12 protein-coding genes are annotated in these 15723 nt (G+C 67.8%); 3 read left to right on the top strand and 9 right to left on the bottom strand.

The annotated features are described in order from the left end of the window. Positions 1 to 18: 18 nt before the first annotated feature. The gene (locus tag AB0436_RS27315) at positions 19 to 2139 is read right to left on the bottom strand and encodes a DNA topoisomerase IV subunit B (RefSeq protein ID WP_366470603.1); all 2121 of its coding nucleotides are present in this window, start codon (positions 2137 to 2139) and stop codon (positions 19 to 21) included. A 432-nt stretch (positions 2140 to 2571) separates the two neighbouring features. On the opposite strand from AB0436_RS27315, the gene AB0436_RS27310 reads away from it, so the two are divergent. Beyond that, entirely contained in the window at positions 2572 to 2802 is a 231-nt protein-coding gene (locus tag AB0436_RS27310; protein ID WP_365851396.1) for a hypothetical protein, read from the top strand. A 362-nt stretch (positions 2803 to 3164) separates the two neighbouring features. On the opposite strand, the gene AB0436_RS27305 is transcribed toward AB0436_RS27310, so the two are convergent. The 5 genes from AB0436_RS27305 to AB0436_RS27285 form a co-directional block, all read right to left on the bottom strand. Beyond that, the gene (locus tag AB0436_RS27305) at positions 3165 to 4703 is read right to left on the bottom strand and encodes an RNA polymerase sigma factor (protein WP_366470602.1); all 1539 of its coding nucleotides are present in this window, start codon (positions 4701 to 4703) and stop codon (positions 3165 to 3167) included. Between the two features lie 332 nt (positions 4704 to 5035). Next, a complete protein-coding gene (locus AB0436_RS27300; protein ID WP_366470601.1) occupies positions 5036 to 5923 on the bottom strand; it encodes a FadR/GntR family transcriptional regulator in 888 nt (295 codons plus the stop codon). 160 nt (positions 5924 to 6083) lie between these two features. Next, positions 6084 to 7901, bottom strand: coding sequence for an ATP-binding cassette domain-containing protein (locus AB0436_RS27295; RefSeq protein WP_366470600.1), 1818 nt, complete (start codon positions 7899 to 7901; stop codon positions 6084 to 6086). A 99-nt stretch (positions 7902 to 8000) separates the two neighbouring features. Beyond that, positions 8001 to 8783 carry an NUDIX domain-containing protein gene (locus AB0436_RS27290; RefSeq protein ID WP_366470599.1) on the bottom strand — a complete coding sequence of 261 codons (783 nt, stop codon included), beginning with the start codon at positions 8781 to 8783 and terminating at the stop codon, positions 8001 to 8003. A 46-nt stretch (positions 8784 to 8829) separates the two neighbouring features. Further along, positions 8830 to 10125 (bottom strand): DUF4192 domain-containing protein, encoded by a 1296-nt coding sequence (locus AB0436_RS27285; protein ID WP_366470598.1) that lies wholly within the window; start codon positions 10123 to 10125, stop codon positions 8830 to 8832. Positions 10126 to 10236: 111 nt separating this feature from the next. Between AB0436_RS27285 and AB0436_RS27280 the strand changes: the two genes are divergently transcribed. Together AB0436_RS27280 and AB0436_RS27275 are read left to right on the top strand one after the other, a co-directional pair. Beyond that, positions 10237 to 12405 carry a RecQ family ATP-dependent DNA helicase gene (locus AB0436_RS27280; RefSeq protein ID WP_366470597.1) on the top strand — a complete coding sequence of 723 codons (2169 nt, stop codon included), beginning with the start codon at positions 10237 to 10239 and terminating at the stop codon, positions 12403 to 12405. A gap of 217 nt (positions 12406 to 12622) precedes the next feature. After that, positions 12623 to 13255, top strand: coding sequence for a hypothetical protein (locus tag AB0436_RS27275; protein WP_366470596.1), 633 nt, complete (start codon positions 12623 to 12625; stop codon positions 13253 to 13255). Positions 13256 to 13396: 141 nt separating this feature from the next. Here the strand turns inward: AB0436_RS27275 and AB0436_RS27270 are convergent, their stop codons facing one another. The 3 genes from AB0436_RS27270 to AB0436_RS27260 form a co-directional block, all read right to left on the bottom strand. Further along, complete coding sequence (locus tag AB0436_RS27270; RefSeq protein ID WP_366470595.1) at positions 13397 to 14083, bottom strand: hypothetical protein; 687 nt, start codon at positions 14081 to 14083, stop codon at positions 13397 to 13399. A 97-nt stretch (positions 14084 to 14180) separates the two neighbouring features. Continuing rightward, on the bottom strand, positions 14181 to 14891 hold the full coding sequence (locus tag AB0436_RS27265; RefSeq protein WP_366470594.1) for a ribonuclease HII: 711 nt from the start codon (positions 14889 to 14891) through the stop codon (positions 14181 to 14183). Positions 14892 to 14951: 60 nt separating this feature from the next. After that, positions 14952 to 15578 (bottom strand): TetR/AcrR family transcriptional regulator, encoded by a 627-nt coding sequence (locus AB0436_RS27260; RefSeq protein WP_366470593.1) that lies wholly within the window; start codon positions 15576 to 15578, stop codon positions 14952 to 14954. Between the last annotated feature and the right edge of the window lie 145 nt (positions 15579 to 15723).

Raw genomic sequence — 15723 nt, 5'->3', positions numbered from 1 at the left:
TACGGACGGGGCGGGACCTCAGGCATCGATGCGTGAGCGATCCAGCGTCGCGGCCGAGCTGGTGATGAACTCCTTGCGCGGCGCGACCTCGTTGCCCATCAGCAGATCGAAGACCTGCTCCGAGGATTCCAGATCACCGATGTTGATCCGCCGCAGCGTACGGAAACGCGGGTCCATGGTGGTCTCCGCCAGCTGGTCGGCGTCCATTTCGCCCAGACCCTTGTAGCGCTGGATCGAGTCCTTGATGCGGACGTTCTTGCGCTGGAACTCCAGCAGCTTCTGCCGCAGCTCGTTGTCGGAGTACGTGTACACGTACTTGTCCTGGCCCTTCTTCGGCTGTACGAGCTCGATCCGGTGCAGCGGCGGAACCGCTGCGAAGACCCGGCCCGCTTCCACCATCGGCCGCATGTACCGCTGGAAGAGCGTGAGCAGCAGGATGCGGATGTGCGCGCCGTCCACATCGGCGTCGACCAGCAGCACGATCTTGCCGTAACGCGCAGCGTCGATGTCGAAGGTCCTGCCGGACCCCGCTCCTATGACCTGGATGATGGCGCCGCACTCGGCGTTCTTCAGCATGTCGGAGACCGAGGCCTTCTGGACGTTGAGAATCTTGCCGCGGATCGGCAGCAACGCCTGGAATTCGGAGTTCCGCGCGAGCTTCGCCGTACCGAGCGCGGAATCACCCTCCACGATGAAGAGTTCGCTGCGCTCCACGTCGTCGCTGCGGCAGTCGGCGAGCTTGGCCGGCAGCGATGAGGACTCCAGTGCGGTCTTGCGGCGCTGCGCGTCCTTGTGCTGGCGGGCCGCAATACGTGTACGGGCCGCGGCCACGGCCTTCTCGAGGACGGCGCGGGCCTGCGCCTTGGCGTCACGCCGGGTGGAGGTCAGGAAGGCCTTGAGCTCCTTGGCGACAACATTGGCGACGATTCGGTTGGCCGCAGAAGTGCCGAGCACCTCCTTGGTCTGGCCCTCGAACTGGGGTTCCGCGAGCCGCACCGTCACGACCGCGGTCAGCCCCTCCAAGGCATCGTCCTTGACGATGTCGTCCTCGGCGACACGCAGCAGCTTGGCTGAGCGCAGCACCTCGTTGACGGTCCTGGTGAGGGATCGCTCGAAGCCGGACACATGCGTGCCGCCCTTGGGCGTGGCGATGATATTGACGAAGGACTTGATCGTCGTGTCGTAGCCGGTACCCCAGCGCAGTGCGATATCCACTCCGAGTTCCCGGCTCACCTCGGTGGCCGTCATGTGGCCCCGGTCATCGAGCACCGGGACGGTCTCCTTGAAGGTGCCCTGACCGGTGAGACGCAGTACGTCGCACACGGCCTTGTCCTGGGCCAGGTACTCGCAGAACTCGCTGATCCCGCCGTCGAAACGAAAGGTCTCCTCCGACGGGCCCGCGTCGTCCAGTCCGCGCTCGTCGCGCACCACAAGCGTCAGGCCCGGCACCAGGAAGGCCGTCTGGCGGGCCCGCTGGTACAGATGATCCAGCGAGAGCTTGGCGTCCTTGAGAAAGATCTGCTGGTCGGCCCAGTAGCGGACCCGGGTGCCGGTTCGGGTCTTGGGCACCCGCTTGCCCTTGCGCAGGCCGTTGGCCGGATCGAAGGGGCTGCCGGGGCCGTCCTCGGTGAACATGCCGGGGACCCCGCGGCGGAAACTGATGGAATGCGTGGCGCTATTGCGGTCCACCTCGACATCCAGCCGCGCGGAGAGCGCGTTGACCACCGAGGCACCGACACCGTGCAGACCGCCGGATGCCGCATAGGAGCCGCCGCCGAACTTCCCGCCGGCGTGCAGCTTGGTCATGACGACTTCGATGCCGGAGAGCCCGGTCTTGGGCTCGACATCGACGGGGATGCCCCGCCCGTTGTCCCGGACCTCGACGGAACCGTCCTCGTGGAGAATCACGTCGATGTGGTCGCAGTACCCCCCGAGAGCCTCATCGACCGAATTGTCGATGATCTCCCAGAGGCAGTGCATGAGCCCGCGGCTGTCGGTGGACCCGATGTACATGCCGGGCCGCTTACGGACGGCTTCGAGCCCTTCGAGTACGAGCAGGTGCCGCGCGGTGTAGTTGGAGCCATCACGGTCTGCTCCGCTCAGCAGCGCAGTGGACGGCACGGACGTATCGGCGGTCACGCGGTTCGCTCCTCGCTGAATTTACTTGGGGCCCCAGTGGGTAAAGACCGGGCGTCGGTCGCCCGTCAGAGGGTACCGAGCCCTGGTAGAGCCGGTGTTACGCCACCCTAGAAGACTCCCGTCCCAAACCAGCACCGTACACTTGTTCGATCCCTCCTTGGAGTGAAGCGCACATCACGTTCCCTTCGAGGCATGAACCATTTAGGCTCCGGGCACGTCCTCATCAACGAACCGGCAGCCAGCCGGGAGGGCACAAGAAGACAAGCAACGCGAAACCGTAAAGCCAGCGCAATACGGCTCATTCGCCGCCAACCGGCAGCAGACGGCCACCTTGACAAAAAGTTTCGAGGAAAAGCCGAGAGCGGGAACGTTTTCGGCCTGGTTGGATGTTGACCCTGGTACGACAGCTCGTCGAGCTAGAGAAGAGGCGACGTGACTACTGTTCTGACCCCCGCGAGCCCGCTGACGGCCGCTGACCGCTGCGACCGATGCGGCGCCCAGGCATACCTGCGCGTCGTGCTGGCCAGCGGCGGCGAACTGCTCTTCTGCGCCCACCACGGTCGCAAGTTCGAGCCAGAACTCAAGAAGATCGCCGCGGACATACAGGACGAGACGGACCGCCTGACGGCCGTCCCGGGCCATTCTGAAGAAGAGGATCGCTGATACCTCGAATCCACGACGAGCCAGGGACCGGACTGAATCCGGTCGACGGGCGGCCTTGCCTGGAAAGATCAGGAGAGGTCGCCCGTTCTCATGTCCGGCTCCGGCCCGGGCTCAGCCTTGCCACACCGCCACGGGTCCCAGTCACCGCCGGAAACGCCTGCACCCGGGCCGTGTGCCACCGGCGGCAGCCGGGCCGGCCCCTACGAGCCGGCCGATGAGCTCTTCCTGAACGATCAGCGGCTCGCCGCTGTCGCCTTGCCGGGCAGCATGGACAGGCGTCAGCCGGCACTGACACGGCTGGCACGCAACGGGCCCGGGCGCCCCACGAAGGGGGCCCGGGCCCGTTGCGGTGTCGTGGACACTCAGTCGAGGTAGTCGCGCAGGACCTGCGAACGCGACGGGTGACGCAGCTTCGACATGGTCTTCGATTCGATCTGCCGGATACGCTCCCGGGTCACACCGTAGACCTTGCCGATCTCGTCGAGCGTCTTCGGCTGGCCGTCGGTGAGGCCGAAGCGCATCGAGACCACACCGGCCTCGCGCTCGGACAGGGTGTCCAGAACCGAGTGCAGCTGCTCCTGGAGGAGCGTGAAGCTGACCGCGTCGGCCGGAACGACTGCCTCGGAATCCTCGATGAGGTCTCCGAACTCGCTGTCGCCGTCCTCACCCAGCGGGGTGTGAAGCGAAATCGGCTCCCGGCCGTACTTCTGGACCTCGATGACCTTCTCAGGGGTCATGTCGAGCTCCTTGGCCAGCTCCTCCGGGGTGGGCTCGCGGCCCAGGTCCTGGAGCATCTGGCGCTGGACACGCGCAAGCTTGTTGATGACCTCGACCATGTGCACCGGGATACGGATGGTCCGGGCCTGGTCAGCCATGGCACGGGTGATCGCCTGACGGATCCACCAGGTGGCATACGTGGAGAACTTGTAGCCCTTGGTGTAGTCGAACTTCTCGACCGCGCGGATCAGACCGAGGTTGCCCTCCTGGATCAAATCCAGGAAAAGCATGCCACGACCGGTGTAACGCTTGGCGAGCGAGACGACCAGACGCAGGTTGGCCTCGAGGAGGTGGTTCTTCGCGCGGCGGCCGTCCTCGGCGATGATCTCGAGTTCACGCTTGAGTTTCGGCGCGAGCTTGTCGGAGTTTGCCAGCTTGTCCTCGGCGAAGAGCCCGGCCTCGATGCGCTTGGCGAGCTCCACCTCCTGCTCGGCGTTAAGAAGCGGAACCTTCCCGATCTGCTTCAGGTAGTCCTTGACCGGGTCGGCGGTGGCACCGGCGACGGCGACCTGCTGCGCGGGCGCGTCGTCCTCGTCGTCATCGGAGAGAACGAAGCCCTTGGCCTCGCCGCCCTCTTCCTCTTCCTCGCCGGCCTTGGCCGCAGGGCTCTCCTCGGCCTCGTCTCCGTCGAGTGCCTCGTCGGCGTCCTTCTTGGAGGCGGTCTTCTTCGCCGCCGTCTTCTTCACGGCGGCCTTCTTGGCAGCCGCCTTCTTCACACCCGACACCTTGGCCGGCTCTGCGTCTTCGACTTCCTCAGCGACGACGTCCACGCTCTCGGCGGCCGGTGTCGCACTGGCCGCAACTGTCTTCGCCGTGGTCGTCTTGGCCGCTACGGTCCTGGTGGCGGTGCGCTTCACCGGGCTCTTCGCTGCGACGCTCTTGCGGGTGCGCTTCGGCGACTCCGCGGCACTGACCATCAGAGTCACACCCTCTTCCTCGAGGATCTGGTTGAGGCTGCGCAGAACGTTCTTCCACTGGGTGGCCGGAATCTGGTCGGCCTCGAAGGCCCGGCGCACGTCGTCACCGGCGATCTGCCCATCAGCCTTTCCCCGCTCGATGAGCGCCATGACAGACTCGGACTCGGCGATCTCCGGCGGGAGAGTACGGGATGTGCTGGCCGACACGAACAACCTCTCGAAACGATGGAAACGGCTTCCGGTTCCGCCCCTGGCGGGTCAGGAACCGACGACCGCCGGCTGGGGATGTACCGACGGCGCGGGCTGAGCCTCGGAGCTGTACAGCGCCGTCAACGACGCTTGCATTCCCTCTTCGGCCATCACCTCTTAGGTCATCGCGTTGCTTCGAGGAGTGTTACGCCCAATCTGCGTGGCCCGAGTCACACCTCATTCACGACCGACCTCGCCATACGGGACATCTACCCACAATTATGTCGCCGGACCCCCGGGATCCGGCGACACGATTGCGTGCGTGGCTGCGCCCCGAGCGTGCGGCTCGATCAGTGCTCTCGCGGCGCAGGGACGACTCGCTCCACGTCCGGGTGCGCCGTGAGCAGCTGCCGCATGGCCGCCTCAGCAGCCTGGGGGTCATTCGCGGCCAGCGCATCAGCGATGCGCGCGTGCTGGACGAGTGAAATCTCGGTCGGCCTCTCGCACCCGGTGGCGGGGCCACCCGAGACCTGCAGGGCGCCGGAGACGATGCCCGAGAGATGCTCGAGCATCCGGTTGCCCGCGAGCTGGATGAGCAGGGAGTGGAACTCGGCGTCGGCGCGGGAGAAAGTGATCGAATCGCCCTGGGCGAGTGCATGGCTCATGATCTCCACCATGTCGGCGAGGCGCTGCTGCACGTCTTCCCGACCATGCCCTGCCGCGAGACGCGCAGCCAGTGGCTCGATCGTCCAGCGCAGCTCGCTCAGCTCACGGCGCTGGTCGTCCCGCTGCGGCCCGAAGGCCCGCCACTCGATAATGTCCGGGTCGAGCAGATTCCAGTCACTGACCGGCCTCACCCTGGTCCCGACATTGGGCCGGGCGCTGACCAGGCCCTTGGCCTCGAGCACGCGCAGGGATTCCCGGACAACTGTGCGCGAGACTTCGAAGCGCTGGCCGATCTCCTCGGGAACGAGTGGGCGGTCTGCGCCGAGGTCGCCGGACACGATCATCTGTCCGAGCTGCTGAACCAGTTGACCGTGCAGTCCGCGGCCACGGCTGCCTGTCGCGCGGCGGCCGGCCCGGCCCAACTCGGCGTCGCCGCCGCCCCAGGAGGGGGCACCGACCCGGTCGGTACCGGGCGTTTCGGCGTACGGGTAGCGGTCGCGTTCGCCCGGGCCCGCGAGGCCTGACTCGGCGGAGCGGGCGGGGCTCATCATGGAGTGCGCAAGGGTAGTCACGCATCCTTTGTCGGCTTGGCTCAGGCCGCCCTTGAGGTCTTTGGTGAAAAGCACACGAAAGGGTGATCACCGATCTCCCTGTACTTGACGCCTTATCGGAAAGATGTGGGCATTCTCCGAGAAGTTGTGCGCAGTCCGCTGTGGAGAAGGCCCGCGTCGCTCACCAACGGGCCCTGCCACGAACGCCAGTGAGCAGATATGCGCAGAGCAGAACCGACAGCGACAGTGCGAGCGCCGCCGCGACGGGCTGAGTCGCCAGGCGCAGGAATGCGATCATCCAACGGTCCGCCTGGTGCGGCCACTCCACCCAGGCCAGTTCGCGCAGTCTCGTCGGGAGACCGACGATCGAACGCGCAGCCGGGCCCGCAATCGCCGCCTGTAGCAGCGGCACCATGACGACCGGGACCGCCAGCACAGCAGCCAGCCCGGCGGTGGTGCTTCGGAATACGCCTGCCCCCAGCAACCCCGCCCACGCGCATCCCACAGTCAGCCCTGCCCAACTGACCAGGAGGTGACGCCAGTCCTGGGGAGGGCCGGACACATCTCCGCCGTACAGGAGGTGCAGAGTTGCGAGATCGGCAACTGCGGCCGTCACCGCGAGGAAGATCGCGATGCCGGCCGACACCGCGAGCTTGGCAGCCAACAGCCCGAAACGACGGGGCACGACACCGTGCCGAGCGGCAAGGGCGGGGTAGCGGTACTCGTCACCGAAGGCGAGAGAGCCCAGAAGACCGGCCCCCAGTGCGGCGGGCGGCAACGGCAGAATCCGGGGCCACGCTGCCAGCAGTTGCGGCATCGGCGTCTGACCCGACCTGCCCAGGAGCGCTGCCAGAACGGCAGAGAGGAAGAGGACCGCGCCCGCGGTGAGAATCGGCATCCGGACACCGAAAAGCCTGTGCAACTCGTAGCGCAGTGGTCTGACCGGACCGTGATCCGGACGACGGACGATCGGCGGCGGCATATCGGAGCCATCCTCGGAAGCGCGCCCTGCCGGGACAAGGGCAGCCGGAGGGGCAGGGACCGACTCGGAGACCTCGGTCCTGAGCGGGGCGCGCGTCAGGCGCGTCACGGACTCCGGGCGGTGATCGTCAGGCAGCCCCGTGGGTCCCATGTCGCCGATCTCGTCAGCGAGCTGATGGATGGGGATCCCGTGGCGGAAGGCCGTGTCCCCGACCTCTGCGCAACTGCTGCCGTACACAGAGAGGCGGCTGCCGCTCTCGGCCACGACCTCCACGGAGCGCTGACTCGCGCGGGCCTCCCGGGTCAGGAGGCCGGCGAGACGGGCGGTATGCGGTGTGCGTACCGCGACCCGCGGACGGAGTCGGGTACGTGCGAATTCGGCAGCGTCCTGGTCCGCGACCAGGCGGCCGGAGTCGATGGTGACGACATGATCGGCGTAACGAGCGGCCGCCTTGGAATCACTGGTCGTGTACAGGACGGTGCCGCCTTGGGCGGCATGGCTGCGGAGCAGACCGAACAGCCAGCCCGTGTCGCTGGGCGCCAGTCCTGCCACAGGCTCGTCGAGCAGCAGTGCGTGCGGGTCGGCCAGCAACGCCGCAGCAAGCCCGAGTCTTCGGTCCATGCCCAGGGACAGCGCGCCGACCCGGTGCCCGGCCAGTCCGCCGAGGCCGACCATTTCCAGCAGCTCGTCCGCACGGGAACCCGGCACCCCGGACGCCGCGCAAAGCATGCGGAGCTGGTTGCGGACGGTGCGCGCCGGATGGCCGGGCACGTCGCCCAGCAGGATCCCCACCTCCCCCGCAGGAGAAGCGATCCGGTGCAGCGGAAGGCCGCGGAAGTAGGTGATGCCGCGTCCTTGCTCCAGCTCGAGCATCAGCCGCAGAGCCGTGGTCTTGCCGGACCCGCGGGCCCCGAGAAGCGCAGTGACGCGGCCGGGGCCGGCCTGAAAGCTCAGATCCTCCACAGCGAGCGGGCGATCCCGGCGGTGGGTGCTGGTGAGTCCGATGGCCTGGAGCATCGCTTCTCTCGCGGGTGGCGGAACCGCCTGGCGGCAGCGTGGCTACCGCAGCAAGATAACGCGACATTTAGGACTTTCTGCGCAGGATCGCGGAGAAAGTCAGACCTCGGGGCGAAGCATCGGGGGGTTGAGCAGCGTGGCACCTCCAGCACGGAACAGCTGAGCGGGTCGGCCTCCTTGGCGGGTCGTCGTCCCTCCCGACGGGACGAGGAAACCCGGCGTGCCGGTCACCTTGCGATGAAAATTACGAGGATCCAGGGCTACGCCCCATACCGCCTCATACACCCGGCGGAGCTCGCCAACGGTGAACTCCAGCGGACAGAACGCAGTGGCGAGCGATGAGTATTCGATCTTTGAGCGCGCTCGCTCCACCCCGTCCGCAAGGATGCGTGCGTGGTCGAAGGCCAGCGGAGCGGGCGTATGGCCGGCTCTGGCAAGGTCGCTCTCCCAGCCAAGCAGTTCTTCCACAGGCGCCCACCGCGCACTGTTGGCGTCGCCCCCCGCCCTGGGTGCGGGCAGATCGGGCGCCAGTGCCAGATGCGCCACACTGACGACTCTCATCCGCGGGTCGCGCTCGGGGTCGCCGTAGGTGCCGAGCTGTTCCAGGTGGGCACCGTTCCCGGCGATCCGGCCCGGGCCCGGCACGGGCGTCGAGGGGTCGTGAGCACACAGCCCCGTTTCTTCCGCCAGTTCCCTTGCCGCTGCGGCCCCCAGATCCTCGTCCGCCTTGACGAAGCCGCCGGGCAGCGCCCACCGGCCCTGGAACGGCGCCTCCCCGCGGCGCACCACCAGCGCACACAGCGCATGGCGCCGCACAGTAAGAACAACCAGGTCGACGGTGACAGCAAAGGGCGGGAAGGCCGACGGGTCGTAAGGCGACATGGCGTGATCATAGTCGTCTCACTGACGATAAACACGCTTCTCGGCGTCATCGCCCGCTCCTCGTGCCACGCCGGCCGCTGCGCCGGCCGGCACGGTCACGGGCCCCGGCAGTGTCGGGACGGACGGCGCCCGATGGCCCGTCACGACGCGTGTCAGGGGCCTTGGCAGGCCTCCTTCCACCGGGCTCCCCCGGCTGCCCTCGCTTTGTCATCCGGCCGCTGCGCTCCTTCCGCAGACAGTGTCGCAGCGCCTTTGGATCAAGCCCCTCGTTGCATGCCTGATGGAGCAGCCGCGCGAAGGTGTACTGCGGATCAAGACGCAGGGCCCGGCCGAGAGCAACCCGAGCGCCCGGTTCGTCACCGGTGGACCAGGCCACCCAACCAGCCAGAGTGAGCGGTGCCGCGCCGTATTCGGCATACGAGCCGACGCAACGACGGGACAACGCGCGCCACAGCCGCAGAACCGAACCGGCGGCCGGGCCTTCCATCCATTCGGCCGCCCGGTCACGGGTTGTACGGTCCTGCAGGCCCAGGAGGACCGCTGCGGCTTCCGCATCCGTGATGAGCTCGTCATCCGCAGCGTCCGCCTGTGCCCAGCCGGGCGGCTGCGGAGTCTGCTCGATGCGGCGGACCAAGCGCCGGGCGGCTTCCAGAGTCTCGTCACCCACCTGCTCGCGGTCCGCCCCAGCTAGAATCCTGGGCACGAGGACCGCGGCCGCCTCGTCCAACGCCCGCTCCTGTGAGGTCGTACGTGGCCGCTGCCAGGGAGTCAGCCTGGCTTCCATCTCCTCGAGGGATCCACACACCTGAATCCCTGCGTACGCGGCGGCCGCGGCCATGACCGAAGTACCCGGCAGAGCCAGTGCGCTTCCCTCGGGCGGACAGCAGCGGGCATCCGGACAGCAATACGACCAGAACCTGCCATCGGAGATGCACAGTGCTTCGGGCACCGGGACGTCGAGGGCGCCACACGCCGTGCGCAACTGCTGGGCGAAGGGACGAAGCCGCTCCATGACGGCAGCGGGCTTCTCTCCCGCTTCCGGATCCTGACAAAGAAAGACAATGACCCCTTCAGGGCGGGGACCGCGCCGCTCGCTGCCGCTGATCAAGCCTTCAGCAAGCTGCTCGGCGACCGGCTGCCACTCGCTCGGTGAAGGAGGAATTCCGACCCTGAGGCGGCCGCCGAAGCGGCCCCTCCGGCCGTGCAGCGCGACCATCACCACCGAGTTGCTGGGATGGAAACCCAGCAAATACGGAAGGGCATCGGCAAGTTCAGCGGGGCCACGCAGCGTGACCTGCTCCTGGGTGGACGGAGGACCGGCAGATTCGTGGTGCTCGTTCATGACTCGAAGATCCCGTGATTGCCCCGAGCCCGCGACCCCTGTGGATAACTTTATCCACAGGGCTGTGGCCGGCATTCGCGGATTGTCGGTGCCATCGGGTTGCATGGGAGCATGACCAACTCAGACCGTTCCCACCTCAGGGCATCGGCCAATGCCGTCCTGGCCCGTCTCGTCGGTGAGCCCACCGGTTCCGCCGTGCTGCGCGAGGACCAGTGGCGAGCCATCGAGGCACTCGTCGCCGACAAGCGGCGAGCACTGGTCGTGCAGCGGACCGGCTGGGGCAAGTCCGCTGTGTACTTCGTGGCGACTTCCCTGCTGCGGGCGCAGGGCAGCGGTCCGACGGTGATTGTCTCCCCGCTGCTGGCCCTGATGCGCAACCAGGTGGAAGCCGCGGCACGGGCAGGCATCCGTGCGCGGACCATCAACTCCTCGAACCCGGAGGAGTGGGAAGCGGTCCAGGCCGAGATCGCCGTGGGCGAGGTCGATGTGCTGCTGGTCAGCCCCGAGCGGCTCAATAACCCGGATTTCCGCGACGATGTACTGCCGAAACTCTCGGCCGCCACTGGGCTTCTGGTGGTAGACGAAGCCCACTGCATCTCCGACTGGGGTCATGACTTCCGGCCCGACTACCGCCGGCTGCGCACCATGCTGGCCGACCTGCCGTCCGGTGTTCCGGTGCTCGCCACGACCGCCACGGCGAACGCGCGGGTCACCGCCGACGTCGCGGATCAGCTCGGCACCGGCTCGGGCACCGACGCCCTTGTCCTCCGAGGTCCGCTGGATCGCGAGAGCCTGAGCTTGGGCGTCGTCCAGCTCCCCGACGCCGCGCACCGTCTGGCGTGGCTTGCCGACCACATCAGCGAGCTTCCGGGCTCCGGGATCATCTACACCCTCACGGTCGCCGCGGCCGAGGAGGTCACCGCCCACCTGCGCCAGCGCGGTCACACTGTCTCCTCGTACACCGGGAAGACGGAGAACGCGGACCGCCAGCAGGCGGAGGAGGATCTGCTCGCCAACCGTGTCAAAGCCCTGGTCGCCACGTCCGCCCTGGGCATGGGGTTCGACAAGCCGGATCTCGGGTTCGTGGTCCACCTGGGCTCTCCCTCCTCCCCCATCGCCTACTACCAGCAGGTGGGCCGCGCCGGCCGCGGCGTGGAGCACGCGGAGGTGCTGTTGCTGCCCGGGAAAGAGGATGAGGCGATCTGGAGGTACTTCGCCTCGGTCGCCTTCCCACCCGAGGACCAGGTGCGTCGCACCCTCGATGTGCTCGCCCAGTCGGGAAGGCCTCTCTCGCTGCCCGCCATCGAGCCCCTTGTTGACCTGAGGCGCACCCGGCTGGAGACCATGCTGAAGGTCCTTGACGTCGACGGCGCGGTGAACCGGGTGAAGGGCGGTTGGACCACCACGGGGCAGCCCTGGATCTATGACGCGGAGCGTTATGCATGGGTGGCCAAGCAGCGCGCGTCCGAACAGCAAGCGATGCGTGACTACGCCACGACGATCGGCTGCCGGATGGAGTTTCTCCGCCGACAGCTGGACGACGAGGAAGCGGCGCCCTGCGGGCGGTGCGACAACTGTGCGGGCAGCCGGTTCTCCGCAGGTGTGTCCGAGACCGCGTTGGAGCGTGCGCGCGGCGAACTCGGCAGGCCGGGCGTCGAAGTGGAGCCTCGAAAGATGTGGCCCACCGGGCTCGCAGCGGTCGGCGTCGAACTCAAGGGACGTATCGCTCAGGCAGAACGCGCCCTGCCCGGACGCGCGTTGGGCCGACTTTCGGACATCGGCTGGGGCAACAGGCTGCGACCGATGCTCGCTCCACAGGCCTCTGACACCACGGTCCCGGAGGACGTGGCCGATGCTGTGGTGACTGTACTGGCCGACTGGGCCCGGGGGCCCGGCGGCTGGGCATGCGGCGAGAGCGACGCCCCGCCGCGGCCGGTTGGCGTGGTCACCATTGCCTCCCGCACCCGGCCGGAACTCATCGAATCGCTCGGCAGACACATCGCGGAGGTCGGCCGTATGCCTCTGCTCGGTCGGGTCGAGTATGCACAGAGCGCTCACGAGCGCATTCCCCGGAGCAACAGCGCCCAGCGGGTGCGGGCTCTGCATTCGGCGTTCACCGTGCCGCCTGCTCTGGCCGCCGCGCTGAGCTCGGCCGACGGCCCAGTCCTGCTCATCGACGATCTCTCCGAGAGCGGATGGACGCTCGCGGTCACGGCTCGGTTGCTGTGCCGGTCAGCAGCGAAGGGGGTGTTCCCCCTGGTCCTCGCCGTTCAGGGATGACGGCAGGAGTCATCCGCGGGCTGTCTGGGCAGGGATATGTGTGCCATACCAGAAGATTCCAGTCAGCTGCCTCAATTGCTCGTTGCCGCCTGCCCTTACGACAGGAAGAATTGAAGCCGCTCCCCCGCACGGTTCGCCTGTGGTTTCCATGAGCTGTGCCCCGGTGCGCCTCACTCGACCCTGCCCGCACCGTGGGCGCGTATGCGAAGGGAGGACCGTGACCTTCGGATTCGCTCCGTCCGCCGCCCTGACAGCCTCATCGACGTCCATGTCCGCCGACTCCACGAACCGGCTCGGCAGGCTCCTTGAACCCTCCGAATGGGCAGCCGCCGGCATACCGTTGCTGCGCAACCCTCGCGAGGTGGTCGGCGGCCTGCACTCCAGGCACCTTCCCGTCCCTTCGACAGCCGTCGTCGCTGTGCTCGACCATGAAGAGCGGCTCACCGCCAGCGCCTCATTCACCCGGCGTCCCACGCCGGCCGACGGATGGGATTTCCGCAACGCACTGCTCGCGCATCTGCGCCGGGTCGTCCCCCACGACCTCCGGCGCCGCACCCCCGTACGCACCGCCGTGCTGCTCTACTGCCGCGAAGGTGATGAACGCTGGACCGAGGAAGACGGGGCGTGGATGTGGGGGCTGCGGGACGCGTGCACCCTGCACGGGTTGCGCTGCGGGGCGTACATCACCCTCACCCGGGGGGGCTGGCAGGTACTGGGCGAGGGTCGCGGTGGCCGACGGCCCAACTCGCTGTCACAGCCATCCGGCATCGCACACACCGGAGCTGACGCGGATCCCGCACCGCTGCGTTCAGGAGCCGCGGCCGCGATGAGCAAGGCAGCGGCGCGCTGACCGGGGCAGAGGACCCGCAACGCCTGCTGACGCGCAAGCGTGCCGACTCTCAGCGCAGACCGACCGACGCGGCGGCAGGACGTCGGTGTGCCCGGCCCGTCACCCAGGGGGTGCCGGGCCGGGCACACCGACGTGCGCGACTCAGACGCCGGCGCCGAGCGCCGCGTTGACGCGCTGGGGGTCGCCGCAGACGATCAGCAGCGTTCCCGTCCGCTCCCTGGCTGCCGGCAGCACCCGGCCCACGGCGTCGTCGGTCCCGCCGTTGATGGCCACGATCACGACGGGGCGGGCCTTCGCACGCCCGACAGCGGAGGCATCCGCATAGAAGACGTCCTCGCGGGCGTCGTGCTGAGCCCAGTAGGACGCTTCGCCGAAGGACAGCTCGTGGGCTGCCCACGGGTGCGGCTCACCGGTCGTGAGCACCAGGATGTCTCCGGGCAGGCGACCGGTGTCGAGCAGCAGATCGACCGCCTCTTCGGCAGCGTCGAGCGCGCCGTCGAGCGGAGCGGGGATCAACTGGATCTGTGGGGTCGGAGCAACGGTCGGGGCTGCGTCAGGGCGGGTCGCCGACCGGTTACCCGAACGGTTCTCCGCATGGGTTCCCGCCGGGGTCTCCGAACGCTGAACGGAGGATGTCCGCTGAGCAGGAGGCGCCGAAGGCGCCGGCCTGCCGACTGGACGGGGCCCCGGACGAGCGGGGCGTGGCACGGCCGCAGGACGCGGACCGGGTACGGGACGGGGGGTCGACGTGGCGCGGCTGGCGGCCGGGGCAACGCCGGGACCCTGGGCACTCTCGTGAATCTGAGGCTCCTCGGGGATGAGAGGCATGGATGGTTGTCTATCAAACGGCAGCGCACACAGCACCACCGGGTGGGCACATCAGTGCTGTTCGAGCGGAATGGTTCGCCGCCGACCCACCGGAAGTTCAGAAGTCGAAGCCGAGTTGGCCCCCGCTTTCCAGAGCGGAAGCCTCTACGGAGAGACGGGTCTTCTTCAAGTGACGCCACTGGGGAAGCCCATCCAGATAGGACCAGGTGAGCCGGTGGTGCGGAGTGGGCCCCCGCTCCGCCAGCGCGGCCTTGTGCACCGGCGAGGGGTAACCCGCGTTGGCGTCAAAGGCGAAACCGTCGCAGAGCTCGGACTCCATGGCGAGTTCGGCCATCATCGCGTCCCTGCGCACCTTGGCGATCACCGAAGCGGCCGCTACGGCGACACAGGACTGGTCGCCCTTGATCACGGTGCGGACCCGCCAGGGAAGGCCCAGATAGTCGTGCTTGCCGTCGAGGATCACAGCGTCCGGACGCACCGGAAGCATCTCGAGCGCGCGAACCGCGGCGAGCCGCAGCGCCGCCGTCATCCCGAGATCGTCGATCTCCTCCGGAGAAGCGTGTCCGAGCGTGTACGCGGTGACCCAGGACTCCAGCAGCCCCGCCAGTTCCGTGCGGCGCTTCGGACTGATGAGCTTGGAGTCGGTGAGACCTTCCGGCGGCCGACGGAGTCCGGTGACAGCGGCGCAGACGGTGACAGGACCCGCCCAGGCCCCGCGTCCGACCTCGTCAACACCGGCGACGATCTTGGCACCCGTGGTGGCGCGCAGTGAGCGCTCGACGGCGTGCGTGGGTGGTTGGTACGGCATGGCGACTGCCAGCCTACGCCGCCTGGTACCGGCGGCGACACACCGGTACCGGACCAGACTTCACCGAGACCGCGGACGCAGCAGCGGCACCATCACCTCGTCCACCATCCGAGCGAGATCATCATCCGGGAATTCACTGCCGCACACTTTCGACCGATACATCATCAGGCCGGGAACGACATCACAGATCAGCGTGCTGACTGCGTCAGGACGGACGTCGCCGCGCTCGATTCCGCGCCGCACGACGTCGTTGAAGCGACGAGCGGAAGGCTCGGCGACCTGCTGCAGGATGAGTCCGTGAAAGCGCTCCGCTGCGACGTGGTCGCACTCGTGAAGCACCGATCTCAGCGCAAACCCGGGCCTCGAGAACATCGCGTCCCGTATCCGTCGGCAGAGTTGGTAGAGATCCTCGCGGACACTGCCGTAGTCGGTGTCCTGGTCCAGGTCGGGCAGCCCGGACATCAGCGCGTCGGCGACCAGATCCTCCTTGGAAGCCCAGCGTCGGTAGACGGCGGCCTTCCCCGTCTGAGCGCCTGCTGCGACCCCCTCCATGGTGAGGCCGCTCCAGCCGACCGTGCTCAGCTGCTCCAGGGCCGCATCGAGGATCGCGCGTTCCAGTACCGGCCCCCGCCGGCGCAGCGAGACGGGCTGTGTCTCGGAATCCGCAGTCCGGCGCGAAGTAACCATCGGCTCCACTCCGTCGATACCGGGTCGCACACCCTCACTTGATCAGTGGTTTCAGTGTCGCCGAAATGTGGACCCAGGTCGACTCTCCTTGCTGCCGCCGGAACGCATCCCTTCACTAGTGAACGCTTGCGTTCCCTAAGTCGGC

Source organism: Streptomyces sp. NPDC051322 (assembly GCF_040689485.1).
GTDB lineage: Bacteria > Actinomycetota > Actinomycetes > Streptomycetales > Streptomycetaceae > Streptomyces.
This window is presented reverse-complemented; position numbering and strand designations above follow the sequence as displayed.

Coding starts and splice junctions, on each gene's coding strand:
- AB0436_RS27270 (WP_366470595.1), bottom strand. CDS start 14,083: ATGCCTCTCATCCCCGAGGAGCCTCAGATTCACGAGAGTGCCCAGGGT.
- AB0436_RS27265 (WP_366470594.1), bottom strand. CDS start 14,891: ATGCCGTACCAACCACCCACGCACGCCGTCGAGCGCTCACTGCGCGCC.
- AB0436_RS27285 (WP_366470598.1), bottom strand. CDS start 10,125: ATGAACGAGCACCACGAATCTGCCGGTCCTCCGTCCACCCAGGAGCAG.
- AB0436_RS27260 (WP_366470593.1), bottom strand. CDS start 15,578: ATGGTTACTTCGCGCCGGACTGCGGATTCCGAGACACAGCCCGTCTCG.
- AB0436_RS27295 (WP_366470600.1), bottom strand. CDS start 7,901: ATGCTCCAGGCCATCGGACTCACCAGCACCCACCGCCGGGATCGCCCG.
- AB0436_RS27280 (WP_366470597.1), top strand. CDS start 10,237: ATGACCAACTCAGACCGTTCCCACCTCAGGGCATCGGCCAATGCCGTC.
- AB0436_RS27290 (WP_366470599.1), bottom strand. CDS start 8,783: ATGTCGCCTTACGACCCGTCGGCCTTCCCGCCCTTTGCTGTCACCGTC.